24 protein-coding genes are annotated in these 25,116 nt (G+C 61.1%); 9 read left to right on the top strand and 15 right to left on the bottom strand.

Annotated features, from left to right (window positions below; translation table 11 throughout):
- Window positions 1-3: 3 nt before the first annotated feature.
- Window positions 4-660 carry a ChrR family anti-sigma-E factor gene (locus RA29_RS10320; protein ID WP_039685498.1) on the top strand — a complete coding sequence of 219 codons (657 nt, stop codon included), beginning with the start codon at window positions 4-6 and terminating at the stop codon, window positions 658-660.
- Window positions 661-712: 52 nt separating this feature from the next.
- Here the strand turns inward: RA29_RS10320 and RA29_RS10315 are convergent, their stop codons facing one another.
- The 11 genes from RA29_RS10315 to RA29_RS10265 all read right to left on the bottom strand — a co-directional run bounded on the left by RA29_RS10315 (window position 713) and on the right by RA29_RS10265 (window position 13,327).
- Complete coding sequence (locus RA29_RS10315; protein WP_052249583.1) at window positions 713-1,975, bottom strand: adenylate/guanylate cyclase domain-containing protein; 1,263 nt, start codon at window positions 1,973-1,975, stop codon at window positions 713-715.
- Entirely contained in the window at window positions 1,972-3,210 is a 1,239-nt protein-coding gene (gene rmuC, locus RA29_RS10310) for a DNA recombination protein RmuC (protein ID WP_039685496.1), read from the bottom strand. Before rmuC ends, RA29_RS10315 begins: the two co-directional genes overlap by 4 nt.
- A complete protein-coding gene (mutL, locus tag RA29_RS10305) occupies window positions 3,207-5,024 on the bottom strand; it encodes a DNA mismatch repair endonuclease MutL (protein ID WP_039685494.1) in 1,818 nt (605 codons plus the stop codon). The genes rmuC and mutL overlap by 4 nt, the downstream gene beginning before the upstream one ends.
- Before the next feature lie 66 nt (window positions 5,025-5,090).
- On the bottom strand, window positions 5,091-6,299 hold the full coding sequence (locus tag RA29_RS10300; protein WP_039685492.1) for a urate hydroxylase PuuD: 1,209 nt from the start codon (window positions 6,297-6,299) through the stop codon (window positions 5,091-5,093).
- Window positions 6,300-6,428: 129 nt separating this feature from the next.
- On the bottom strand, window positions 6,429-7,439 hold the full coding sequence (locus tag RA29_RS10295; RefSeq protein ID WP_039685490.1) for a cytochrome d ubiquinol oxidase subunit II: 1,011 nt from the start codon (window positions 7,437-7,439) through the stop codon (window positions 6,429-6,431).
- A gap of 5 nt (window positions 7,440-7,444) precedes the next feature.
- Window positions 7,445-8,833: a cytochrome ubiquinol oxidase subunit I gene (locus tag RA29_RS10290; protein ID WP_039685488.1), complete on the bottom strand. Its 1,389-nt coding sequence runs from the start codon at window positions 8,831-8,833 to the stop codon at window positions 7,445-7,447.
- Window positions 8,834-9,088: 255 nt separating this feature from the next.
- Entirely contained in the window at window positions 9,089-9,562 is a 474-nt protein-coding gene (rraA, locus tag RA29_RS10285) for a ribonuclease E activity regulator RraA (RefSeq protein ID WP_039685486.1), read from the bottom strand.
- A 3-nt stretch (window positions 9,563-9,565) separates the two neighbouring features.
- A complete protein-coding gene (otnC, locus tag RA29_RS10280) occupies window positions 9,566-10,207 on the bottom strand; it encodes a 3-oxo-tetronate 4-phosphate decarboxylase (protein ID WP_039685484.1) in 642 nt (213 codons plus the stop codon).
- Window positions 10,204-11,484, bottom strand: a complete 1,281-nt coding sequence (gene otnK, locus RA29_RS10275) for a 3-oxo-tetronate kinase (protein WP_039685482.1) — start codon at window positions 11,482-11,484, stop codon at window positions 10,204-10,206. Before otnK ends, otnC begins: the two co-directional genes overlap by 4 nt.
- On the bottom strand, window positions 11,478-12,152 hold the full coding sequence (locus RA29_RS10270) for an aspartate/glutamate racemase family protein (RefSeq protein WP_039685480.1): 675 nt from the start codon (window positions 12,150-12,152) through the stop codon (window positions 11,478-11,480). Before RA29_RS10270 ends, otnK begins: the two co-directional genes overlap by 7 nt.
- 89 nt (window positions 12,153-12,241) lie before the next feature.
- A complete protein-coding gene (locus tag RA29_RS10265) occupies window positions 12,242-13,327 on the bottom strand; it encodes an isocitrate/isopropylmalate dehydrogenase family protein (protein WP_039685478.1) in 1,086 nt (361 codons plus the stop codon).
- Between the two features lie 275 nt (window positions 13,328-13,602).
- Between RA29_RS10265 and RA29_RS10260 the strand changes: the two genes are divergently transcribed.
- From RA29_RS10260 to RA29_RS10240, 5 genes are all read left to right on the top strand, one after another.
- On the top strand, window positions 13,603-14,571 hold the full coding sequence (locus tag RA29_RS10260) for a tripartite tricarboxylate transporter substrate binding protein (protein WP_039685986.1): 969 nt from the start codon (window positions 13,603-13,605) through the stop codon (window positions 14,569-14,571).
- 68 nt (window positions 14,572-14,639) lie between these two features.
- On the top strand, window positions 14,640-15,167 hold the full coding sequence (locus RA29_RS10255; RefSeq protein ID WP_039685477.1) for a tripartite tricarboxylate transporter TctB family protein: 528 nt from the start codon (window positions 14,640-14,642) through the stop codon (window positions 15,165-15,167).
- Window positions 15,168-15,200: 33 nt separating this feature from the next.
- Window positions 15,201-16,730 carry a tripartite tricarboxylate transporter permease gene (locus tag RA29_RS10250; protein WP_039685475.1) on the top strand — a complete coding sequence of 510 codons (1,530 nt, stop codon included), beginning with the start codon at window positions 15,201-15,203 and terminating at the stop codon, window positions 16,728-16,730.
- 125 nt (window positions 16,731-16,855) lie between these two features.
- Window positions 16,856-17,770 carry a GntR family transcriptional regulator gene (locus RA29_RS10245; protein WP_039685473.1) on the top strand — a complete coding sequence of 305 codons (915 nt, stop codon included), beginning with the start codon at window positions 16,856-16,858 and terminating at the stop codon, window positions 17,768-17,770.
- A gap of 19 nt (window positions 17,771-17,789) precedes the next feature.
- Window positions 17,790-18,155 carry a methylglyoxal synthase gene (locus RA29_RS10240; protein ID WP_039685471.1) on the top strand — a complete coding sequence of 122 codons (366 nt, stop codon included), beginning with the start codon at window positions 17,790-17,792 and terminating at the stop codon, window positions 18,153-18,155.
- 4 nt (window positions 18,156-18,159) lie between these two features.
- Here the strand turns inward: RA29_RS10240 and RA29_RS10235 are convergent, their stop codons facing one another.
- A complete protein-coding gene (locus tag RA29_RS10235) occupies window positions 18,160-19,509 on the bottom strand; it encodes an aminotransferase class III-fold pyridoxal phosphate-dependent enzyme (protein WP_039685469.1) in 1,350 nt (449 codons plus the stop codon).
- 196 nt (window positions 19,510-19,705) lie between these two features.
- Here RA29_RS10235 and RA29_RS10230 point away from each other — a divergent pair, with 196 nt between their 5' ends.
- From RA29_RS10230 to RA29_RS10220, 3 genes are read left to right on the top strand one after another with little or no spacing between them, the layout of a single operon-like run.
- Window positions 19,706-20,713: an ABC transporter substrate-binding protein gene (locus RA29_RS10230; RefSeq protein WP_039685467.1), complete on the top strand. Its 1,008-nt coding sequence runs from the start codon at window positions 19,706-19,708 to the stop codon at window positions 20,711-20,713.
- A gap of 55 nt (window positions 20,714-20,768) precedes the next feature.
- The gene (locus RA29_RS10225) at window positions 20,769-21,551 is read left to right on the top strand and encodes an ABC transporter ATP-binding protein (protein ID WP_039685466.1); all 783 of its coding nucleotides are present in this window, start codon (window positions 20,769-20,771) and stop codon (window positions 21,549-21,551) included.
- Window positions 21,548-22,309, top strand: coding sequence for an ABC transporter permease (locus RA29_RS10220; protein WP_039685464.1), 762 nt, complete (start codon window positions 21,548-21,550; stop codon window positions 22,307-22,309). Before RA29_RS10225 ends, RA29_RS10220 begins: the two co-directional genes overlap by 4 nt.
- Window positions 22,310-22,372: 63 nt before the next feature.
- On the opposite strand, the gene RA29_RS10215 is transcribed toward RA29_RS10220, so the two are convergent.
- The 3 genes from RA29_RS10215 to puuE are packed head-to-tail and all read right to left on the bottom strand — an operon-like array spanning window position 22,373 to window position 25,078.
- Complete coding sequence (locus RA29_RS10215) at window positions 22,373-22,864, bottom strand: ureidoglycolate lyase (RefSeq protein ID WP_039685462.1); 492 nt, start codon at window positions 22,862-22,864, stop codon at window positions 22,373-22,375.
- Window positions 22,851-23,660 carry a bifunctional allantoicase/(S)-ureidoglycine aminohydrolase gene (locus tag RA29_RS10210; RefSeq protein WP_039685460.1) on the bottom strand — a complete coding sequence of 270 codons (810 nt, stop codon included), beginning with the start codon at window positions 23,658-23,660 and terminating at the stop codon, window positions 22,851-22,853. The genes RA29_RS10215 and RA29_RS10210 overlap by 14 nt, the downstream gene beginning before the upstream one ends.
- On the bottom strand, window positions 23,657-25,078 hold the full coding sequence (puuE, locus tag RA29_RS10205) for an allantoinase PuuE (RefSeq protein WP_039685458.1): 1,422 nt from the start codon (window positions 25,076-25,078) through the stop codon (window positions 23,657-23,659). Before puuE ends, RA29_RS10210 begins: the two co-directional genes overlap by 4 nt.
- Window positions 25,079-25,116 lie beyond the last annotated feature (38 nt).

Raw genomic sequence — 25,116 nt, 5'->3', positions numbered from 1 at the left:
GATATGAAACAGAAGATCACACATCACCTGCCGGACGACGTCCTGATGGCTTACGCAGCCGGGACGCTGCCAGAGGCCTTCAACCTGATGGTCGCCACGCATGTATCACTGTGCGACGAATGTCGCGCGGTGGTCGAAAGCTATGATGCGTTGGGTGGCGAGGTACTGGACCAGACACTGGGCAATGACATTGCTCTCACGCCCGGCAGTTTCGCGGCGACCATGGCTCTGATTGCCGGAGGCGCACCCGACGAAATTCGCAAACCGCAGCCCCGGGATGCAGTGCTGCCCCAACCTTTGCTCGACTACATCGGCGGCGGGTTGGAGTGCGTGAAATGGCGGCCCGTCGGCATGGGCGTGAAGCAGGCAATCCTGCCAACGTCCAAGGACGCATCCGCCCGGCTTCTTTACATCCCCGCCGGAACAGCGATGCCCGATCACGGCCACCATGGGACCGAGATGACGATGGTGCTGCAAGGCGCGTTCCAGGACGAAGATGACTATTTCGCCCGCGGCGATGTCGAGGTTGCCGACAGTGACATGCACCACACGCCTGTGGCCGACATTCACGAGGATTGCATCTGCTTGGCGGTGACCGACGCACCCCTGCGGTTCGAGGGCCTATTGCCGAAAATTGCTCAGCGGTTTGCACGCATCTAAGGTTACTTGGCGGAGGACACCTCCGCCTTACACCTCTGACCTTTCAGCACCCTTAAGCACTTGATTTGCCCTGACGACCGTTGATCAGCCCCCACGCCGAGATTGGCTGCTGACGACCAGGCAAGACGAGGGACGGAAAGTGCCGCCAGTCTGACTGTCGGACATCAAGTTCCTGCATAATGTCTTCCGACACCAGCATGGACACAGCCTCGGCCTTGGTCGCCGTTTCTAGCCGCGCGGCAACATTCACCGTGTCGCCAAGCACTGTGTATTCGAGGCGCCCTTCCCCTCCAACGACCCCGGCAAACACCTCTCCGATATGAATGCCGATCCCCAGTCGCACATCATCCGCGCCATCCAACACTGCGCGCCCAAAGGCGACGGCACAGGTCGCGGCATCGCGGTGCCGGTCATCGAACACAACCATCGCGCCATCGCCCACGAACTTGTCGACGATCCCCCCGGTGTCCTCGGCCGCCTTGGAAATGCTCGACCGGTAGTGCGCCAGAAAATCTGACAATTCGGACGGCAGCAGCGTCTCGGCCCGCGCTGTGAAGCCACGGATATCGATGAACACAACCGCCATGCGCTGTTGTTGGCCTTCACGCATCGCCTCCAGCCCCCGTGCAGCTAACTGCCCGTCCAACTGAGCGGGCAGGAAGCGGGTCAATTGCCCGCGCGCCTGCGCCTCGTCAATGGACCGGCGCAAGAGCGCACGGATGCGCATGGAGGCGGCGACCAGTACGATGGATGCCAGCGCGATCATCACCAACCGCACAATGTTGGGCGGCATCCCGAATAGAAAGATCAGCCCGGCCCGCGCCTCAGCCTCTGTTGCGAGGAATGGGATGGTCAGGATCGCCGCAAAACCTGCAATCAGCACAACCGCCATCGACGCCAGAAGCGCAGGGTTAAACCGCAACGCGCCGCAGGCCAGGATAACGGGGATCAGCCAGATCGTGGGAAAGGCGGCGATGAACTCGCCGGACAGCCCCATATTCGACAGGCTCAGCCAAGAGCCCAGCAAGACAAACACGCAGTCAATCAAGGCCGACGGCCACGCCATCCAGGCCCGAAACCGTCCGGCACGCAGGACCAGCAGGATTGTGATGCCTAGCAGGAAGTAACTGACCATCGTCATGGCCGCGTAGATAAGCTGCGCCTCCAGAACCTCTGAATCCGGCAGGCCGGTGAACCATACGGTTGTGAACAGAACGACGGCGAGAGTCGACGAGATAATCAGGCGCAGGATGGCGATGAACCATTCAGCCTGCGCTTCGGCCTCGAAGAAAATGCGTTGTGCTTGCGGGTTCATTCCGCTGCCGGTGGTCGATTATCCAGCGCCAGCGTACCCTGATCCTGCAATTCTTCGAAGTCGAAATTATCGAGCTTGCCCGCCCGCTTGCCAGCCCGTTCGGCGGCGGTGGTGATCCCTTCGACATCGCGGCGGGCCTGGTCGAAATGGGTTTCCAGCTTGCCCGCACGCTCGACGACCAGTTCCACGTCGCGGTGCAGGTTCCGTAGCATCTTGCGAATCTCACCCGCTTGTTCGCGCATCCGCGCATCCTTGAGGATCGCGCGCATCGTGTTCAGCGTGGCCATGCAGGTGGTGGGCGACACGATCCACACTCGCTTATCGAACCCCTCGCGTACAAGATCAGGAAAGTTGGCGTGCAGCTCGGCATAGACCGCCTCGGACGGCAGGAACATCAAGGCACCGTCGGCCGTCTCACCCTCGATGATATACTTGTCAGAAATATCGGCGATGTGCTTTTTCACCGCCGTCTTCATCATGGCGACGGCCTGCTTCAACTCATGGTCTGTCTCGGCCCGCCGCAGGGCTTCGTAGGCTTCCAGCGGAAACTTGGAGTCGATGACAATCGGGCCCGGCGGATTCGGCAGATGCACCATACAATCGGCGCGCTTGCCGTTCGACAGGGTCGGCTGCCACGCATAGCTGTCGCTGGGCAGCGCCTTGCTGACAATGTCGCGCAGCTGGATCTCGCCAAAGGCGCCGCGGGTTTGCTTGTTCGATAGGATGTCCTGCAGCTTCAGCACATCACCCGACAGGTTGGTGATGTTGTCCTGTGCCTTGTCGATGGCGGCCAGCCGTTCCTGCAATTGCGTCAGGCTGGTGGTCGTCTGCTTGGAGGAGCCGTGCAGCGTCTCTTTCATCCGCTCCTGCATCTCGGTCAGCGCGCGATTCTGGCGCATCGCGTTGTCTGCCAGTCGGTCCTGCATTTGCTGCTGGACTGCCGACAGCCGCATCTCAACCGTCTGCGCCAATTGCGCCTGCCCATTCGTCGCCGTATCCGACACGGTTTGGATCGAGGCGCGCAGCCCCTCCTGCCCTTGCGCCAGACCCTGCACATGTTGGCCGAGATAGCCCAATTGCTTCGCCAGCGGCTCGGCCGCACGTGCCGATCGACCCGCGGCACGCAAGGCGAGGATCAGCAAGACAAGGATCAAACCAAGGATCGCAGCCCCGGTCAGGGCGGCCATCACCAGCGGGTCGCTGGTGTCGAATGTCGTATCTCCAATCTGGATCATGTGCGCCCGAACAGCCGTTCAATATCGGCCAGTTTCAGTTCCACATAGGTGGGCCGCCCGTGGTTGCATTGGCCGGAATGCGGTGTTGCTTCCATCTCGCGCAACAGAGCGTTCATCTCTTCGGCGCGCATACGGCGGCCCGAGCGGATGGAGCCGTGGCACGCGACACGGGACAGGATTGCCTCGACCTTCGCCTGCACGGACTGGGACGCGCCAAGATCAGCCAGTTCGTCGAGAATGTCGTGGATCATGGCTTTGGCATCGACTTCGCCAAGGATCGCAGGCGTTTCACGGACTGCGATGGCGTCCCCACCAAAGGCTTCAATGCCCAGACCAAAGCGTGCGAGGTCGTCGGCAATCTCCAGCAGCCGGGCACAGTCACCCGATGACAAGCCGACGATTTCCGGGATTAGCAACGCTTGAGCCGCTACGCCATTTTCTGCCATCTGGCGCTTCAGTTTTTCATAGACCAACCGCTCGTGGGCCGCGTGCTGATCTACGATCACCATACCGGTGGCAGTCTGAGCCACGATGTAGTTCTCGTGCACCTGCCCGCGCGCGACACCCAACGGAAGGTCAACGGGGGCCTCTTCGCTGTCGCTCATCGGCTGGGGGGGCTCGACCACCTGCGCGCTGAAGTCCTGTGCCATCTCGGCAAAGCCGGTCTCAATCGGCGTACGCGGGCCGAGGCTTGGCCGGTCCATCTGGTAGACGCGCGGTTCAGTTGGTTCGGGTCGCATCGCACCCAGCGTGGCCCCCGCGACGGTCGTAGACGCGCGATGTCCGGCTTCGGCCAAAGCATGGCGCAGGCCCGATACGATCAGCCCGCGGGCCACGCCGGGATCACGGAACCGCACCTCGGACTTGGCCGGGTGCACGTTCACATCCACAAGCTGCGGATCACAGTCCACGAACAGCGCCGCGGCAGGGTGGCGGTCGCGGCTGAGGAAATCGAAGTAAGCGGCGCGCAGCGCACCGGTCAGCAACTTGTCTTTCACCGGGCGACCGTTGACATAGAGAAACTGCGCCACCGCCGAGCCCCGCGAATATGTTGGCAGAGCTGCAAAACCGGTCAGGTGCAAACCATCGCGTTCGGCATCAATGGCAATCGCATTATCGGTGAAATCTGCGCCCAGCACATCACGCAAACGCCCTTTGAGGGCGGCCACCACGTCGCCACTTTGCGCCTCGGCCTTGAACACTGTGCGTGGGTCGTTTGACACATCGCGCAGCTCGAACCGGATGAAGGGCTCGGCCATGGCAAGGCGCTTGACCACATCCGTGATCGCCTGCGCCTCGGCCCGGTCGGTGCGCAGGAATTTCAGGCGCGCAGGCGTGGCATAGAACAGATCGCGCAGAGTGATAACGGTGCCGCTGTTCAACGCGGCAGGCTTGACTGCACCGATGTCACCTCCCGTCACGCTGACTTCGGCAGCGGCCTCTCCAGGCACACGGCTGGTAATGGTCAGCCGTCCCACGGCACCAAGGCTCGGCAGCGCCTCGCCCCGGAAACCGAACGTGTGGATGTTGAGCAGATCGCTACCGTCGATCTTGGATGTCGCATGGCGCGACAGGGCGAGCGGAAGATCATCTGCCGCGATGCCACAGCCGTCATCCGTGACCCGGATCAAAGTCTTGCCGCCGTCCGCAACATCAATGGCGATACGCTTGGCCCCGGCGTCAATCGCGTTCTCGACCAGCTCCTTGACCGCAGAGGCCGGGCGTTCCACCACCTCGCCCGCCGCGATGCGATTGATCGCAGCGTCGTCCAACTGTCGGATAACAGGACGTATATTGGGGGCGTGGGAGTTCATGCCACAAGACTTAGCATGAAGACCTGCGATTCGACCATGCCGGTTTTGGCGGAGGACAGCTCCGCCTTACCGGTTCGTCGCCGCCTTGTACCAGGCGACAATGGCCGCGCGCTCATCCTCTTCCATGTAGCTGAGGTTGGCCGGTGGCATGGCATGAGACACGCCGGATTGCAGATAGACAGCACGGGCATGCCGGGTGAGATCTGCCTCCGTTTCCAGTGCAACCCCTTTGGGTGCCCAGTGCAGGCCGGGCCAGACAGGTTCGGCCGCATGGCACATGGAACAACGGCCCAGAACGATGTCGTGGACGTGGGTGAACCCTTCGGCCTCCGCAAAGCGCGTGACGACCGCAGCTTCACGCTGGTCGGATGGGGCGACGGACAGCCAGGCAATCAGAATGAACAGGATCACCGTCACACCCCATGTCCAGTGCGGGTTGCCTTTGCGCGCGTGATGCGTGTTGAACCAGTGCCGGATTGTGACGCCCATCAGGAAGACAAGGCTGGCGATCACCCAGTTCCATTCGCTGGCAAAGGCCAGCGGGTAGTGGTTGCTGAGCATCAGGAAGATGACGGGCAAGGTCAGGTAGTTATTGTGCGTCGACCGCTGCTTGGCGATCTTGCCGTAGATCGCATCGGGCGTGCGGCCGGCCATCAGGTCGGCGACCACAATCTTCTGGTTCGGGATGATGATGAAGAAGACGTTGCCCGACATGATGGTGGCGGTAAACGCACCCAAGTGCAGCAGTGCCGCACGACCCGTGAACACCTGCGCGTAGAACCATGACATCGCGATGAGCACCGCGAAGAGCGCCACCATCAACACCGTCTGGTCCGCGTTCACAAACAGCTTGCACAGCGTGTTGTAGATGACCCAGCCCAGCGCCAGCGAGGCCAGCGAGATCCCCACGGCCTGCCAGGTGGCAAGGTCCATCACATTGGGATCAATCAGGTAAAACTCCGCCCCCAGATAATAGACCAGCACCAACAGGATGAACCCACTGATCCACGTCCAATAGCTCTGCCATTTGTGCCAGATCAGCCCATCCGGCATGCCCGCAGGTGCCACGAGATACTTCTGTATATGGTAAAAGCCGCCGCCATGCACCTGCCACTCCTCACCATCCGCGCCGCTCTTCAGGTTGCGGTCGCGGTGCAGGCCCAAATCAAGCGCGATGAAGTAGAACGACGAGCCGATCCAGGCGATGGCCGTGATCACATGCAGCCAGCGCACCGCGAATTCCAGCCACGCGCCCATGGCGGCGAAATCATACATGTTGTCGGTTCCCTTGCATTCCGCAGCGCAGAATAACAGCCTGCGCGCCAAGGGAAAGCGGGGATAAAGGGGGCCAGCCCCCTCGCGCTTACGCGCTCACCCCCGAAGTATTTTCAGCCAGAAGAAAGACTAGTCGTAGCGCAGCTCTGCCGCCTTACCCTTGAAAACCCAATAGGCGAGAGCCGTATAACCCCCGATCATCGGAATAACGAAAATGGCTCCGACCAGAATGATCATCAGGCTTTCGGGCGCACTTGCCGCTTCGTAGATCGTCAGCTGCTCTGGAACGACATAGGGATAGAAAGAATACGCCAACCCGCAGAAGGCCAGGATGTAGAGCAAGATAGCATAGGTGAACGGCGCGCGTGACCCCTTGTCCGTTACGTTGGGCAGGCGTTGCAGCGACCGCCACAACAGCAGGACCATCACAGCCGACAGGATGGGAAGCGGGGCCAGCAGGAATATCTCGGGCGCCGAAAACCACTTGTCGAAAATGCGCGGGCTGACAAGCGGCGTGGCGAGCGACACCGCACCCAGACCAAGGATCAGACCCCAGATGCCGCCCTTCGCCCAGGTGACGGCCTTGGCCTGAAGCTCCGTTTCCGTCTTCAGGATCAACCAGCACGCGCCGATCATGGAATAGGCGACCGTCAGGAACACGGCCGTGATCGCGGCAAAGGCCCAGGTGCCCAAGGTGCCTTCCAGTCCCATGACGTATTTGCCCAGCATAAAACCCTGGGCCAACGACGTCATCAACGAGCCTGCAAAGAACAGCCAGTTCCACGTGGCTTTGTGCGGCGTGGGCGCCTTGACCCGGAACTCAAAGGCGACGCCGCGCAAGATCAGCCCAATCAACATGATCGCCACCGGCAGGTAAAGCGCCGTCAGGATGGTCCCGTGTGCTGTCGGAAAGGCCACCAGCAGAAGGCCGATGGCCAGCACCAACCACGTTTCATTCGCGTCCCAGAAGGGGCCGATGGACGCCACCATGATATCCTTTTCCGCGTCCGTGGCGAAGGGGAACAAGACCCCGACGCCCAGATCGAACCCGTCAAGGACGACGTAAACAAGGATGGACACACCCATCAGGGCGGCGAAGGTGAAGGGCAGCCAAACGGTTGGATCGCCAAACAGGTTCATTCACGTCACTCCGCAGGTATTTCACGGGCAATGGCTTGCCCCGACAGGGGCGTGCGCGGACGTGGCAGATCACCATCCACGGCCTTGCGGGCAAGGAAAAACAACACGCCGATGTAAGCCGCAAGCAACAGCGCGTAGATCGCCAGATAGGCAGCCAGCGTGGTGCCGACGAACGGCGCAGGCACATCCGCCACGGCCGTTTCAGTGGTCAACACACCCTGCACCAACCATGGCTGACGCCCGATCTCGGTCGTGTACCAACCGGCCAGCGTGGCCACCCAGCCAGAGAACGCCATGGGCACCATCGCAAACATCATCATCTTCGGCACGCCCTCGGGCCCGCGCTTCCTACGCAGCATCAGATAGGACGCCGCCCAGCTCAGCAGCAACATGGCAAAGCCCGTGCCCACCATAATCCGGAACGACCAGAACACAGGTGCGACCGGCGGGTGCATCACGGTGCCGTCTTCGGCCACAAAGTCATTCAGACCGGGCACCACGCCATCCGCTTTGTGCTTGAGGATGATGGAGGCCATGTTGGGAATACCAACCTCCATCCGGTTCTCGCGCGCCTCTTCATCGGGGATTGCAAATAGAAGGAGCGGCACATTCGACTGGGTTTCCCAATTGCCCTCCATCGCCGCCACCTTCTGCGGCTGATACTCCAGCGTGTTCAGGCCGTGCATGTCGCCCATAAAGATTTGCATAGGGATCAGCAGAGCGCCCATGAAGACACCGGTTTTCAGTGTCACCCGCACGCTGTTGCTGCGATCACCCAGCAACCAGCGGAACGCGCTGAGACCGGCAATCAGGAACGCCACAGTCAGGCCAGAGGCCAGCAGCATGTGGATCAGGCGATAGGGCATCGAGGGGTTAAAGATGATCTCGAACCAGTTGGTGGCATAGGCCACGCCATCGCGCATCTCGAAGCCCTGGGGCGTGTGCATCCAGCTGTTCAGCACGAGGATCCAGAAGGCCGACATGGTCGTACCAAAGGCCACGAGGAACGTGGCCAAGGTGTGCAACCATCCCGGCACACGCGAGAAGCCGAACAGCATGATGCCAAGGAACACCGCTTCGAGGAAAAAGGCGGTCATCACCTCATAGGCCAAGAGTGGCCCGGCGATGTTGCCGACCGTTTCCATGAAACCGGGCCAGTTGGTTCCGAACTGGAACGACATGGTGATTCCCGACACGACGCCCATGGCAAAGGACAGCGCAAACACCTTCACCCAGAAGCGATAGGCCTCCATCCAGCGGACATTACCGGTGGCGTTGTAGCGCAGCTTGAAAAACAAAAGGACCCAGCCCAACGCGATGGTGATCGTTGGGAACAGGATGTGAAACGAGATATTTGCCCCAAATTGAATACGGGACAGCATCAGGGTGTCCATAAAAGACCTCCGCTCGGAACGGTTACTCCTATCGTCTTGAGCCTGATATAGACGGCGGTCCTGGCAGATCAGCGGGGGTGCGACAGGGTGCACATGCGCGTTTTGTCACACAGTCTTGCCCCCGGTCAGAGGGCCAGTGCGCCGGTAATATGCAGCGACGTTTTCGCCGAAAACGCGCGCGCAACCGCTCCGCATGGATGTCTTGCAGTCACATCGCGCCCGGTACTTCTAGCATGTCAGGCGTCGACTTCGGGTTCAGACCAGCTTGCGGTCGCTGACCAGCACCCCATCGGCATCGGCGTATATCCAATCGCCGGGCGCAACTGCCGCGCCGCCCATGGTGATCGTCCCGCCCACCTTGCCCAACCCGTCCTTTGCGCTTTTGACGGGCGACGTGCCCAAGGCCAGCACAAGCGTGCCCATCCGGTTGATTTCGACGCTGTCACGGATCGCACCGGCAAGAACAACACCTGCCCAGTTGTTCACGATGGCGAGGTCAGCCAAGATGTCCCCCATCACCGCAACCCGCGTCGAACCCGCCGCATCGACAACCAGAACACGCCCGTCACCGGGCTGCTCAAGTTGCGCACGGATCAGCGTGTTGTCCTCAAAACACTTAACGGTTTGAGCCTGCCCCGCGAAATGCGCCTTCTGCCCGAAGGCTCGAAACGGCAGGTGGAGAAGCCGCAGTTTGTCGGCGTGCGCGTCTATCAGGTCGGCGGTCTTCATGTCTCAAATCCTTCCGAATGTGGTGTTCAACTCATCCACCTGCGCCGCCGTCAAATAGCGGGTTGGCAAGGCGTGCAGCGCGACAAGCAGCTTTGCCGTTTCTTCCAGCTCTTCCGCCGCGCAAACAGCAGAGAACAAGGTCTTGCCAGACACAACCGGCCCATGATTGGCCAGCAAAACGGCGGCATACCGGCCCTCCAACGCCCGGATAAGATCTCCGGCCCGAGGGTCGCCCGGTTTGACATAAGGAACAAGGCCCACCGGCCCGACACGCATCACCACATAAGGCGTCAGGGGCGGCACGCAGTCCAGGGGGTTGATATCCTTCAGACAGGACAAGGCCGTGGCCCATGTGGAATGCAGATGAACTACGGCACCGGCATCCAGGCGCGTTTCGTAGAACGCCTGATGCAGAAAGACCTCTTTCGTGGGATTGTCCCCGGCGATGTGGCGGCCATCCAGCGTGATCTTGGCAATCCGGTCTGGGTCGATGTCACCCAGGGTGGCGTTGGTGGGCGTCATCAGAATGCCGTCAGACAGCCGTGCCGACACATTGCCCGCGGTACCAACAGAAAAACCGCGCTCAAAAAGTGAACGGCACAGCTTTGCCATCTGCTTCCGCAGATCGCCTTCTTCCGAACTCACGCGCGTCCCTCCGCCATCACCTGCAACGCCTTGGTAAAGAAGTCGGGGGCACCGAAATTGCCCGACTTGAGGGCAAGCGCGACTGTCTCTTGCCCCGTCAGGGTCAGGACAGGGACGCCCGGATCAATCTCTGGACCGATTGCCATCGCGGGTGCGGCAAACGCATTCGAAACCGCCTGCGCCACTGCGCCCGAGGTTTCACCGCCCGCCACGACGATCCGTCGCCAGCCGCGCTCAACCAGCGCCACCGCTGTGTCTGCAAAAAGCGCATCGAGCTTTTCGGCAACCGCATCCTTTCCAAAGCGGCGTTGCACATCCTTCACCTCTTCCGGTGTGCCAGAGGAGTAGGCCAGCGGGGCATAACCAACATTGGCTGCATAGAATTCAAGAAGATGATCGAGCGTGACATGGCCCTGCATGACACCGGGCACATCAATAGGCAGAGTTGGGTGGTTCGCTGCGTGCACGTCGATCTGGCCCAGCGTCGCGCCGGAACACGACCCGGCCATGATTGCCTCGGCCCCCGCCAGCTCCATCGCAAGAGGGGAACGACCGGCCGCAGCACCCGCACGGATCAGGTTCCCCGGCAGGCCAAGCGCAATGCCAGAACCACCCGTGATCAGGACAGCATCAGCCAGCGCCTGACCAAGTTCAAGCAGGTCGGCATCCGTCACAGCATCAGCCACGACAAAGCGATCCTTGGCTGATCGCAAGGATTGCTCAATCGCCCCGCACCCACGCACGACATCTGTGTAAGGCAGGTGACCGACAGCTTCTGTCGTCTGATGAGACAACCAGCGCCGGATGTCCGGATCGGACATTGGGGTGAGCGGATGGTTCTCCATCCCGGACGCACTCAACAGCGTGTCTGCAACAAACAGGTGCCCCTGGTAGACCGTGCGCCCAGTCGTGGGAAAGGCCGGGCAGAACACAACCTTATCCGCACCCAGCGCATCGGCAAGCGCTGCCGCGACCGGACCGATATTGCCCTCCTTCGTGGAATCGAAGGTCGAGCAATACTTGAAAACAATCTGCTGGCACCCCTGCGCACAAAGCCACGCGAGCGCCTCCAGGCTGTCACGCACGGCATCTGCCACTGGGGCGGTGCGGCTTTTCAGGGATACAACGCCCGCGTCAATGTCGTCAGGCGCAGGTCCGGCGGGAACGCCCGCAAACTGCGCGGTGCGCAAACCACCCTCGGGGGCAACCCCCTTGGCCAGCGTGTTGGCAATATCGCTTGCGCCGGTGAAGTCGTCCGCGATGACACCGATCAACATGCGACCACCCTCGCCTGCGCCTCGACCCGGCGGCGCATCTCGGTCACGGCTGCGTCCGGACTTGAAAGCACAGGGACCGCGCAGTGCTTGCGCACCTCCTCTGCGGCATCCGCCATGGAAAACTGCGCCAGCATGATCACATCCGCATCCTCGATCTGCTGCGCGGTCCGCGCGATCAGACGATCATGCTCAGCATGATGGCCCGCCTGTTTCGCCTCCAGCGCATCCTCGCAAAAGTAAGAGGACAGCCGAGCGTTGTGCCCGCCAGCCAACGCAGCCTGTCGGAACTCTTCTTCCATACCCCCGGCGGCCGGAGGAAAGGTGTAGATCATTGCAACCCTATCACCACAGGCCAAAGCGGCGTCGAACATCGCCTCATTCGGTTTCATGATCGGCAGAACACTTTGGCGATCCGCCTCCTCAATCGCACCGCCAAAGGCCGAACATGTGAAAAGCACGCCCTCAGCCCCGGTGGTTTCCGCATATGTCGCCAAAGCAACAATGCGCGCGCGCAGGCTCTCCGGCATGTCATGCGACGCCCGCCGATCGATCGACAACGCTTCATCAAGGATCGAGATCATCTCGGCCTCGGGCCAATGGCGGCGTGCAGCCTTCTCTATCGGGTAGATTGCAAGTCTGGTTGCGTGGACAAGGGCAATCCTTGGCATCACCGTATCCTTTGAAGGAGGGATGGTGGCGCTGCGAGGGAGGGGGCAGCGCCACCGTTGTCGCGAACCGAACGCTCGCGATTGGGAGATCAGGCAGCGACAGCCTGTGCCGCCACCGCATCTGCCACAAAACGACCGAAAGTGTCTGTGTTCACTGATCCACCAAGGTCACGGGTGCGCTTGGCCGGATCGTCAATAACCGCGTCAACGGCATCCGTAATCGCTGCACCGGCATCCATCAACGGCGCAACACCGCGCTGTTCCCCCAACCAAGTCAGCATCATGGCTGCCGACAGGATCAGCGATGTCGGATTGGCCACATTCTGGCCAGCGATGTCGGGGGCCGACCCGTGTTGCGCCTGCGCACAGCACAGACCCGTTTCCGCATTCGCATTGATGGACCCCGCCAGACCAAGCGATCCGGACAACTCCGACGCCAGATCAGACAGGATGTCGCCGTAGAAGTTCGTCGCAACCACCACATCGTATTTTTCGGGCTGCCGGACGAGCAGCGCGGCAAAGGCGTCAACAATCAACTCTTCGGTCTCAACCTCGGGAAAGTCCTTGGCGACCGTGCGGAAGCATTCAAGAAACAAACCGTCGGTCATCAGGAAAGAGTTGGCCTTGTGGATCGCCGCGACCTTCTTGTCCCGCTGCATGGCAAGCTTGAAGGCCTCGCGGCATATCCGCATGGACCCGTGGCGCGTGATCTTGCGGACAGACAGTGCCATGTCCGGGTCAGGCATCATCTCACCCACGCCCTTGAACATGTTGCGGTCGGGATAAAAGCCTTCGGTCGCCTCACGCATGATCACAAGATCCATGCCCGGCGCCTTGTTGATCAGAAAGTCGCGGCTGCGCGCCGGGCGGACATTGGCATAGAGGTCAAGACCAATGCGAAAGCCCGCTGACACATTGCGCCCGCCTTCGGCCACCGGGGGATAGTCCATATGCGACTGCGTGCCGAGAATGACACCGTCAAATTCCGTCCGCGCCCGGTCGAGCACCTCTTCCCGCAAGGTGATTCCATGGGACTTCAGACTGTCGAAGCCTGAAACCTCTTCATGGAAGGTAAGACCAAGATCGAAACGCGCACTGGCCGCAGCCACCACATCCAGCGTTGCGGACATGATTTCCGGCCCGATGCCATCACAGGGCAGCACCATCAGCTTCATTGAACACTTCCTCCCATCGGTTCGTCTTGTGTGTATTTTTGCTCTTTAAAATTATAAAAAGCAAAATGCAACCCGCAATCAAATGCAGCGCGACGAAGCCAGACACCATTCATTGAATGGAATCTAAGCAAGACTGCGTATACGCGGGGCAATACGAGCACTGATGCGCAATAATACGCAGAACAATACTTTGCTTTTTAACTTGACATGATGCAATTCATCCGCCTACTGCACAAAGGCGTTTAAAAATGCAAAATGATCAAAGGGAGGAAACCATGATCAAACGGCGCACCCTTGTTGCAGGAGCAGCGGTCAGCCTGACGGCCGCCGCCCTATCGCTTCCGGCGATGGCTGGAAGCTATGGGTCGGATCGGCTGACCTATACGATTGCCTTCGGCCCCGGCGGCGGAAATGACCGGATGTCGCGCACAGTCGTCGATATTCTGCGGTCCTATGACCTCTATGAAGGTGACATCGTGGTCGAAAACCGCGAAGGCGGCAGCGGTGCCGTCGGCTTCAGCTATGTGGCGCGGCAAGCCGGAGACGGTCAGCGCCTGACCTCGACCAGCGGCAATTTCATCGGCACACCGCTGGTGGCAGACACCGACTGGACCTATGCGGATTTCACGCCTGTGGGCCTACTGGCCAGTGACGCGATGCTTCTGGTCGTGCGCAGCGATTCCGACTTTGACAGCGTGGATGCCTTTGTCGCAGCGGCAAATGCTGGTCGCGTGACCATCGCAGGCAGCGGCTCTGCCGGGCCAGAGCGGGTCACGGCTGAACTCTTTGCCCAATCCGCAGAGATCGAATTCGAATACGTGCCCATTGGCTCGGGCGGTGAACTCGTCACGGCTCTGACCTCCGGCAGCGTCGATGCTGTCGTGGCGAACCCATCCGAAGTCTCTGGCCAGCTTGAGGCGGGCACCCTGACGGCGCTTGCCTTCTCCGACACGGAACGCAGCACAAACAACCCCGATGTGCCGACCTTCATGGAACTCGGCTATGACTTCAGCTTTTCGCTGCCCCGCGGTGTCGTCATGCCCGGCGGTGTGGATGCAGAGGTCCAGGACTGGTGGGTTGCGACACTCCAGAAAGTGATCGAAACGCCCGAATGGCAGGAATACCTGTCAACCAACGGCATGTCGGGCAACCCGATCTGGGGTGACGAATTCGCAGCCTACCTTGAAGAGACAAGCGCACAGTACCGCGCAACACTCGTCGAGATCGGCGCAATCCAGGAATAGTGAAACCAAAGCTGCCATGGGCGTGCTCTGCGCCCATGGCTGTCTGGCAGATCGGAGGGGGAGGTCCGATGAAAAAATGGTTTGCCGCAGCACTTCTGGTGCTTGCGATTGGATATACAATCTACGGCCTCACCACGCTGACGCTTGTGACGTCTTCGGGTCGACCGGCTGCGGGGTTCTTTCCGCTGGTGATCGGTGTGCTGCTGATCCTGTCGACCGCGGTCAATCTGTGGGGCGATGTGCGGGAATGGCGGGCAGCGCGACAAAACGGTGTAGCGCCACGCCATCTGGCCGACCCCGAAGCAGAGGCCAAGGCCGATACATTTGGTGTTGATGCGCATGCCATCGACGGCGGTCCCGAATTCGGGCGCGACGTCTTTATCGTCTTCGCCTACATCTGCGCCTTCGTCGCCATCATGAAGATCGTCGGCGCGCTCATCGCCATGGTGATGTTCATGCTCGCCTTCCTCTTCACCTTCAATCGCGCGCATCCCGTCAGCAACGTGATCTACAGTCTTGCCTTGCCGGGTTTTCTCTACGGCCTGTTCAAGATCCTGCTGAACGCCTCGCTCCCCACATCCCCTTTTGGTTTCTGATACGACGCCTGATCGCTCGAAAGGCTCCTCCCCATGTTCGCTGAAATCGTCTCCAACCTCTCGCTTGGCCTTAGCGTGGCCGGATCGCCCGAAGGGTTCCTGTTTCTGGTGATTGGTGCCTTTCTGGGCATGATCGTCGGGCTCTTCCCGGGCTTCGGCCCCGCCGCCGGGATCGCCGTGCTGATCCCCATGACCTTTGGCCTGACCCCGACCATCGCGATCATCATGCTGGCGGGCATCTACTACGGGTCGATGTATGGCGGCACGATCACGTCGATCCTGATCAACACGCCGGGTGAATCGGCAACCGTGGCGTCAACCATCGACGGCTACCCACTGGCGCAAAAGGGGCGCGCAGGCCCGGCGCTGGTCATGCAGGCAATCGCCTCCTTCTTCGGCGGAACGGTCGGCGTGATCCTCATCACCGCCCTCGCCCCGTCACTGGCCAACTTCGCCGCCTCCTTCGGCCCGTCCGAATACTTCCTGATCATCGCCGTCGGCCTGCTGATGCTGACCACGATGATGGGCGACAACAAGTTCAAGGGGTTCATCTCGGCCCTGATCGGCTTTGCCATCGGAACCGTCGGCGTCGACGTGATGAGCGGTCAGCAACGCTACACCTTCGGCTCGCCCGAACTGATCGGCGGGGTCTATTTCGTGGCTGTGGCCATTGGCCTGTTCGGCATCGGCGAACTCCTGCACTGCATCTTCAACGGGCAGCACCGTGAGCCGGCCAAGCGTTTGCGGGTAAGCTTCCGGGACAAGGAGTTCTGGCCCTCGAAAACGGACTACCACGAATCCCGCTGGACCTTCTGGCGCGGCTCCGTGATCGGCTTCATCGCCGGGGTCCTGCCCGGCTCGGGCGCCACGCTCGGGTCGATCATCGGCTATTCGGTGGAAAAGAAGGTGGCCAAAGACCCTGAAAAGTTTGGCAAGGGCGAAATGCGCGGGCTGGTCGCCCCGGAAGCCGCCAATAACGCGGCCTCTGCCGGGGCAATGGTGCCACTTTTGTCACTTGGCATCCCCGGTTCAGGCGCGACGGCCGTGCTGCTCGGCGCCTTCCTGATGTGGGGCCTGCAACCCGGCCCGCTGTTGATCGTCAACGACCCCGAATTCGTCTGGGGCCTCATTGCCAGCATGTATCTTGGCAACATGATCCTGATCGCGATGAGCATCTTCGCCATCCCGCTCTTCGTAAAATTCCTCGACATTCCCTACGTTAATGTCGTCCCGGTGATCGTTCTGCTCTGCGTGATCGGGGCCTTTGCCATCAACGCAAGCATTGTGGAAACCTGGATCCTTGTTGGCAGCGGACTGATCGGCTTTGCCATGAAGAAATACGGCTACTCGCCCGCGGCCACCGTACTGGCACTGGTGCTCGGGTCGATGGCAGAAGAAACCTTCCTGCAAACCTACATCATTTCGCAGGGTACCATGAGCCTCTTCTGGGAACGCCCCGTATCACTTGTTCTGTCGATCATTCTGGTGGCAGTCATCCTAGTGCCGATTGCCCTCAACCTGATCAACAGAAGCCGGAAGCGTCAAAGCGCCATGCAAGGCTGAGGCCGGCTGATTGCACCTGATGGTATCAAAATGCGCGAATATCCTTACCATTTTGCATTCCCCGTGCAATCTTGGCGAAACGGGTCGTCCACGTCCCGCATGTTGAGGAAAGGGCCAGCCCAGCCATGCGCACAAGCGATCTTGCACAACGGATTTCGAAACGTCTGCTTCAGGACATAGCGTCCGGCGGCATCTCTGCCGGACAGCATCTGGGCGCGCAGCAGCTTGCGGATCGCTATGGCGTATCCCGCACCCCCGTGCGCGAAGCCATGAACCTGCTTGAAAGCGGCGGCTTCCTGATCCGGCAGGAAAATCGCGGGTTCTTCGTGGCCGAGCCGGATGCCGACGCAATGACCGAAGCGCTCGACGCGCCAACCAATTCCGAGGATGACGAATATCACAGGCTGGCCGAAGACTGGCTGGTCAATCGTCTGCCCGAAGAGGTCACGGAACACTTCCTGCGCCAACGCTACGGCTGGACCAAGGCGCGCATGAACGAAGTCCTTGTGCGCGCCGCGCGCGAAGGCTGGATCGAGCGCAAGGAGGGATACGGATGGCGGTTCCTTCCGGTCGCCAACACGCCCGAGGCCTTTGACGAAATCTACCGGTTCAGAATGGCGATTGAGCCCGCCGCCATGCTTGAGCCATCCTTTGAACTGGATCGCACCATCCTGTCCGAACAGCGACGCATTCAGGAAAGCATGCTGGACATGGACTTCAGTTCGGTTCCGGCGGAGTCGCTCCTCGCAAATGGCTCAACCTTCCACGAGGAACTGATCAAGCTATCAGGCAACCTGTTCTTCTTCATGGCGCTTCAGCGAGTCAACCGGATGCGACGGCTGATGGAGTACCGCGCCGAAGTGAATCACGAGCGGCTCGTCGAACAATGTACCGAACATCTGGAAATCCTCGACATGCTCGAAGCGGGTGACAACCTCGATGCCTCGCACAAGATGCGCAAGCATCTCAGCGGCGCATTGAAACGCAAGTCGCCATTAACATGGACCTGGGCCGCGGATGCAGGCAAACGGGATGAATAGCGCCTGAAAGGGATCACATATGATCAAGTCAATTGCGCTGGTGGCGCATGATCAAAAGAAGGATCAGATGATCTCCTGGGTCAAAGCGCACGAAGGGACGCTTGCCCAAAGCACCCTCTACGCGACGGGCACGACAGGCGGGCGCATCAACGATGAAACCAGGCTGCACGTTCAGAGGCTGAAAAGCGGCCCCCATGGCGGCGATGCCCAGATCGGCGCAATGATTGCCGAAGGCAAACTCGACGCCCTGATCTTCTTCATCGACCCGCTGTCGGCCTTGCCGCACGACGTCGATGTAAAGTCACTCCTGCGGCTCGCGATCCTCTACGACACCCTTTTGGCCGTGAACGAAGCGACCGCGTCACGTCTGCTCTCGACCGGCTGATCCATCAAGCCGCCGACAGCCCCGCATCAAGCGCGCTCAGGACCTGGGCAATCTCGGCCTCCGTCACGACCAGCGGCGGCGACATCATGATGTTGTTTCCCCCGACCCGCACCATGGCCCCGGCTTCATAGGTGGCTTTGTGGACGCGCTTCATCGTGTCGGCATCCAGCGGTGCGTTGGTCGCCCGATCACTGACCAGCTCCACACCCGTCATCAACCCATGCCCACCGCGCACATCGCCCACGATGTCGTGCTTTTCCATCAAGGCCACGCATCCTTCGTAAAGCTGCCCACCCCGCGGCCCCGCGTTGGCCTTGATATCCAGCCGCAAAGTCTCCTCCAGACACGCCGTCACCGCCGCCGCCCCGACAGGATGCGCCGAATAGGTGTAGCCATGAAAAATCGCCCCATCAGCATCGGCGCTCTCAAACACCTCCGCCACCGCGTCACTCATCAACGCAGCCCCCACCGGGAAATAGCCCGAGGTGATGCCCTTGGCGCAGGACATCATATCCGGCTGCACACCCCAATGCCGCGACCCGGACCAGTCGCCCGTCCGGCCAAAGCCAGTAATCACCTCGTCAGCGATCATCAGAATGCCGTGCCGATCACAAATCTCGCGCATCAGCGGCATGAACGTCTCGTGCGGAACAATGACACCGCCCGCGCCCTGAATGGGCTCCATGATAAAGGCAGCAATGCTGCCCGGCCCCTGAAACTGGATCTCATCCTCCATCGCCGCCGCAATATGCTGCGCCAGGTTAGCCGGGTCCGTCTCGTGAAACGGATTGCGGTAGGTGTACGGCGACGGCAGGTGAAAACACCCAGGCATCAGCGGTTCATAAGCCACCCGGAACCGATTGTTCCCGTTCACAGACGCCCCGCCAAAATGCGTCCCGTGATAGCCCTTCTTCAACGACAGGAACTTCGTTCGCCCCGGCTCGCCCTTGATGCGGTGATACTGCCGCGCCAACCGCAGACACGTCTCAACCGAATCCGACCCGCCCGACGTAAAGAATACCCGTGCCATGCCATCCTCGGCAAAGAACTCACGCACGGCATATGACGCCTCAATCGCCGTCGGGTTCGACGTGCCAAAGAACGCGGAATAGTACGGCAGATCATAAAGCTGCTTCGCAATCGCATCCTTCACGGCGTTATTTGAGTACCCAAGGTTCACACACCACAGGCCCCCAACGGCATCGACCGTCTTGTGCCCGTCAATATCCTCAATCACCGACCCATCGGCGCCCGTGATGATCGTCGGCGCATGGGCCATCGCTTCGCCCGGGTGCCCCATCGGATGCCACATATGCCGGGCATTGTTGGCGCGCAGGAAATTGTCGTCTTTCATCGTCGAACCTCCCTCTGGGTGTGCGCCCAGAAGGCCACGAACCACCGCCCCACACAATCCAATTTGAAATCCGTTGCATAATTTTTCAGCACACCGCACAGTCCCGGCGCAAAGAACACGACGCGGCAGGGGGGCAGCCGTTCCGTCCCGGAACGCCACCCCCTAACGTCGCGCAGTCACCACCTGGGAGAGACCTATGCTCAAACGCACCCTCGCCGCCTTTGCGGCCACGGCCATGCTCGGCACCGCCGCTTATGCCGAAACAGACGTCCCCTTCGCCCTCGACTGGAAGTTCGAAGGGCCCTCCGCCCCCTATTTCACCGCCATCGACAACGGCCACTTTGGCGCCGCCGATCTGAGCGTCGAAATCTCCGCAGGCCAGGGCTCGCTCGACGCGATCCCAAAAGTGGCCTCGGGCGCGTTCCCTATGGGCTTTGCCGACATCAACAGCCTCGTGAAATTCCTCGACCAGAACCCCGGCGCGCCCGTCACGGCTGTGATGATGGTCTATGACAAACCGCCCTTCGCTGTCGTGGGCCGCAAATCGCTGGGCGTGTCCGAACCCAAAGATCTCGAAGGCCGCGTTCTGGGCGCCCCGCCCCCCGACGGCGCATGGGCGCAATTCCCGGCCTTCGCCACGGCAAACAGCCTCGACATGGACAAGATCACGGTGGAACCCGTGGGCTTCCCCACACGCGAACCGATGCTGGCCGAAGGCAACGTAGCCGCGGTCACTGGCTTCAGCTTCTCGTCCTTCCTGAACCTCGTACGCCTCGGCGTGCCAGAGGAAGACATCTCGACCATCCTCATGGCTGACTACGGCCTGGAGCTTTACGGCAACGCGATCATCGCCAACACCGACTTCGCCGAAGCCAACCCCGAGATCGTCACCGGCTTCCTCACCGCTGTCGCCGCAGGCTGGAAAGACGCCATCGCAGACCCCGAGACCGCTATCGCCAGCCTGATCGAGCGCAACCCGGCGGCTGACGCAGCCCTCGAACAACGCCGCCTACAACTGGCCATCGACGCCAACGTGCTGACGGACGCAGTGCAAGCCAATGGCATGGGCGCGGTTGATGCCGACCGCATGGCAACCGCGCTAGAGCAACTGGCCGAAACCTACGAGTTCCAGAACACACCCGACGCGAGCCTCTACTTCACCGACGCATACCTGCCCGCCGCAGACGCGCGGAAACTCCAGTAAGACGTTTTTTACGTCCTATCGCTTCGCTACTTGAGGACAAGAAAAGCGCACGCCCATGAGCAATCTCATAGACATCAAGGGCGTGCGCCACGCCTACAAAACCCCTTCAGGCCCGCTGCCCGTGCTGGACGGGCTAGAACTCAGCGTACCGGAAGGCGGTTTTGCCGCCGTCGTGGGCCCCTCGGGCTGCGGCAAGTCCACGTTGACTCGCCTCATCGCGGGCCTGATGAAGCCTGACGCGGGCGAAGTCTGGCTCCATGGCGAACTGGTCAAAGGCCCCAAATCCACCGTCGGCATGGCCTTCCAGAACCCAGTCCTGCTTGAATGGCGGACCATCCTGCAAAACGTCATGCTCCCCCTCGAAATCGTCGACACGGGGATGAGCCGCAAAGCGCGCGACGACCGCGCCCGCCACCTCCTGAACCTCGTCGGCCTTGCAGGCTTCGAAGACAAACGCCCGTCAGAGCTGTCAGGCGGCATGCGCCAACGCGCCTCCCTCTGCCGCGCCATCGTGCACAAGCCCGAAGTGCTGATCCTCGACGAACCCTTCGGCGCGCTCGATGCCTTCACCCGCGAAGACCTCTGGCAGACCATGCACAAGGTCAAGGCCGAGGAACCCTTTACCGGCGTCCTCATCACCCACGACCTGCGCGAGTCGATCTTCCTCGCCGACCAAGTCATCGTCCTGTCGGGTCGCCCGGCCAAAACCCAATACGTCATGGACGTCCACCTGACGGGCGAGCGCGACATCGAAATGCTCTACACCCCCGAAAGCGCTGACGCCCTCAACACCCTGCGCCAGCAGATCCGCATCGCCCAAGGGAGGGAGGCCGCATGACCCTCCGCCAGATCGGCGTCCCCCTCGCCGCCCTCATCCTCTTTGGCCTCTTCTGGGAATGGCTCGTCTGGGTCAACGGCTGGCCCAACTACAAAATGGCCTCGCCCTCCGACATCTGGCCCGCCTTCTGGAAGTTCCGCGGCCTCTTCCTCGAATACGGCTGGGACACGCTGTGGCGCACCGTCGTCGGCCTGCTCCTGTCCGTCGTCTTCGGCGTCTTCCTCGGCATGATCATGGGCCTGTCGCGCACCATGCGCGACGCGCTCTACCCCCTGCTCGTCGGCTTCAACGCGATCCCCAAGGCCACTGTCGTGCCCATCATCGCGCTCATGTTCGTGGGCCAACACGACATGAACACGATCCTGATCGCGTTCCTGATCAGCTTCTTCCCCATCGCCGTCTCCGTCTCCATCGGCCTCTCGACCCTTGAACCCGAATACCGCGACATCCTCGCCTCCCTCGGCGCGTCCAAGTTCACCATCTTCTGGAAAATCGCCCTGCCCAAGACCCTGCCCGAGTTCTTCGGAGCCCTCAAAGTCGCCGTCACACTGGCCTTCATCGGCACCAACTTGATGGAGATCGTCGAACCCCACGGCCGTGGCCTCGGGCATCTCTTCGACAGCGGCAAGATCAGCGCGGACTACCCCCTGATGTTCGCCGTCCTGATCGCCTTGGCGTTGATGGGCATCGTCCTCTACTACGTCGTGGTGGCGTTGGAAAAAGTCTTCGCCGGCTGGGCCGAACGCAACCCGACGTGATCCAAAGGCCGCTTGGCGACGACATTTTTTGCTTGGGGCTCTGCCCCAAACCCCGTCGTATTTTCAGTCAGAAGAAACAGTGTAGGGCGGATCTAGGTGCACTTCCTCAAGGTTCGCACCGTCCCCGATCCGGTCGATCACCGCAAAAAGCCCCGGCGCATGCAACGGCGTCAGCACCCCGTGCCATGTCCCGCGATGAAAATTGATAGCCTGACCCGGTGACGTCAGGAACGCGAGCGGTTCACCCGGTTTGCCACCTTCATCCGGGGCGACAATCACCAGAAACGGATGCTCCGACATCGGCACAAAGCACTGCGACCCCTCCGGATGCCGCTCCAGCAGATCAAGCGTATAAGGCAAGCTGCGCGGTTCAGCATTGAACAGGCTGACCCCCGCCCGACCGTCACCAAAGTCCAGCCGCGCCCGGTCGTGATACCGCCCGCACAGTCCGGCATTGATGATCTTGTCGGGCTCACCCGCGCAATCCAGCACATCCCCAAAAGGCGCAAACGCCTCTACCGTTAAGGGCTGCGCCGTGATCTCATAGCGGGACATGCCGGTTCACATCCTTATAGAGCAGATACCGAAACGGCCCGTCTCCTGTCGCAATACACGCCTGCGGACAGAACGCGCGCAGCCACATGAAATCTCCCGGCCCCACGCTCACCCAATCCTTGTTCAGCAGATACTCCGCCGTGCCCTCCAGCACATAGAGCCCGTGCTCCATCACATGCGTCTCGGCAAAGGGAATGCGGCCACCGGGCTGGAAATTCACGATGTTCACGTGGCAGTCATAGCGCAAATCTAGCGGGTCCAAAAAACGCTGCGTGGCCCACATGTTCCCGCAATCCGGCATAGGCGCGGGGGGCACGTCCAGCTCGTGCGTCACCAACGCATCCGGCAGGCTCAGCCCCGCGCCAGGCACGTATTTCTTGCGCACCCAATGCACACCGCAGACCTCGTCAGACCGGTTCCACAAGGTCCACCGCGCACCGGGCGGGATATAGGCAAAGCTGCCCGCCCGCAGCTCGTGCAGGTCTGCGCCCAAGGTCAAATGCGCCTCACCATGGGCTACAAACAGCACCGCCTGCGCATCCATATCCGGCTCGGGGTCATTGCTGCCCCCCTCGGGGTTCAACTCGATCGCATATTGGGCAAAGGTCTCCGCAAACCCGCTCAGGGGCCGCGCCAAAATCCAAACCCGCGTGCTGTCCCAGCCGGGCAGGAACGAGGTCACAATGTCCCGCTGCACCGACGCCGGAATGACGGCATAGGCTTCGGTGAAGATCGCCGTGCTTTCGGGATGCTCGTTCTGGCTCGGCAACCCGCCGGGGGGAAAGGCGTAGTTCATCCCATCGCCTCCAACCGCAGCCGGGCGATACGTTCGACCTGACGACAGGCCTCGGCCATCTCGACATCCGTCTCATTGCCAAGCCGCCGCTCAAAAGCGCGCAGGATGCCCGCCTTGTCGTGATCCTTCACCGCGATGATGAACGGAAACCCATGCTTCTCGGTGTACTCCGCATTCAACCGCTCAAAGGCCGCACGCTCCTCATCCGTTAGCGTATCCAGACCCGCACTCGCCTGCTCTTCGGTACTCTCCGCCGTCAACCGCTTGGCCGCGGCCAGCTTGCCTGCCAAGTCGGGGTGGGCGCGCAAGACATCCAACCGCTGGCCCTCGGACGCAGCGCGAAACACCCGGCACAACGCGCTGTGAAGGCCCTGAGCTGTGTCATGGGCCGGACCCAATTCAAGCGCATAGGCCCCGTCAGCAATCCACGGCGAATGCTCGAACACCCCGCCAAACCGCTCAACGAACGCGGCGCGATCCATATGAATCCACCCACGCTCAGGCAGAGGCGGGTGCGCCTTGACCCAATGGGCCGCAATGTCCTGCCGCCGCGCACACCACACGCCCTCATGCCCCTGCACATACTCAATGAACCGCCGCAGCGCCTGCACACGGCCCGGACGACCCACCAAGCGGCAATGCAAACCAACCGACATCATCGCGGGCCGCCCCGCGGCCCCCTCGGCATAAAGCGCATCGAACGTGTCACGCAGATAGGCAAAGAACTGATCACCCGAATTGAACCCTTGCGGCGTGGCAAAACGCATGTCGTTGCAGTCCAGCGTATAGGGCAAGATCAACTGATCCCGGTCCCCGATCCGCGCCCAATAGGGCAGATCATCATCATAGGTGTCGCTGATCCAATCCATGCCGCGTTCAGACGCCAGACGCACAGTGTTCACCGAACAGCGCCCCGTATACCAACCGCGCGGACGCTCCCCCGTCACCTCGGTATGAAGGGCAATGGCCGCATCCATATCCGCCGCCTCATCCTCAACCGAATGATCCTTGTAGTCGATCCATTTCAGCCCGTGCGACGCAATCTCCCAATCGGCGTCCTGCATCGCCTCGACCTGCGCAGGGCTGCGGGCCAAAGCCGTTGCCACGCCATAAACCGTCACCGGCACCGCCGTCTCGGTAAACAGGCGATGCAACCGCCAGAACCCCGCCCGCGCACCGTAGTCATAGATGCTTTCCATGTTCCAATGCCGCTGCCCGGGCCACGGCGCAGCACCCACAATCTCGGACAAAAACGCCTCCGACGCCGCATCGCCATGCAACAGACAGTTTTCGCCTCCCTCCTCGTAGTTCAGGACAAAGGACACGGCGATACGCGCCCCACCGGGCCACGCCGCATCGGGCCGACAGGCCCCGTAGACATGAAAATCGCGCGGATACCGCGGTGGCAACTCGGCCATGGACTTCCCCAGACAATCAAGGTGAGATGCCGACAATC

This window comes from Tateyamaria sp. ANG-S1 (assembly GCF_000814025.1).
Lineage (GTDB): Bacteria > Pseudomonadota > Alphaproteobacteria > Rhodobacterales > Rhodobacteraceae > Tateyamaria.
The sequence above is the reverse complement of the archived record's forward strand: the minus strand, read 5'-3'. Positions and strand labels throughout refer to the sequence as shown.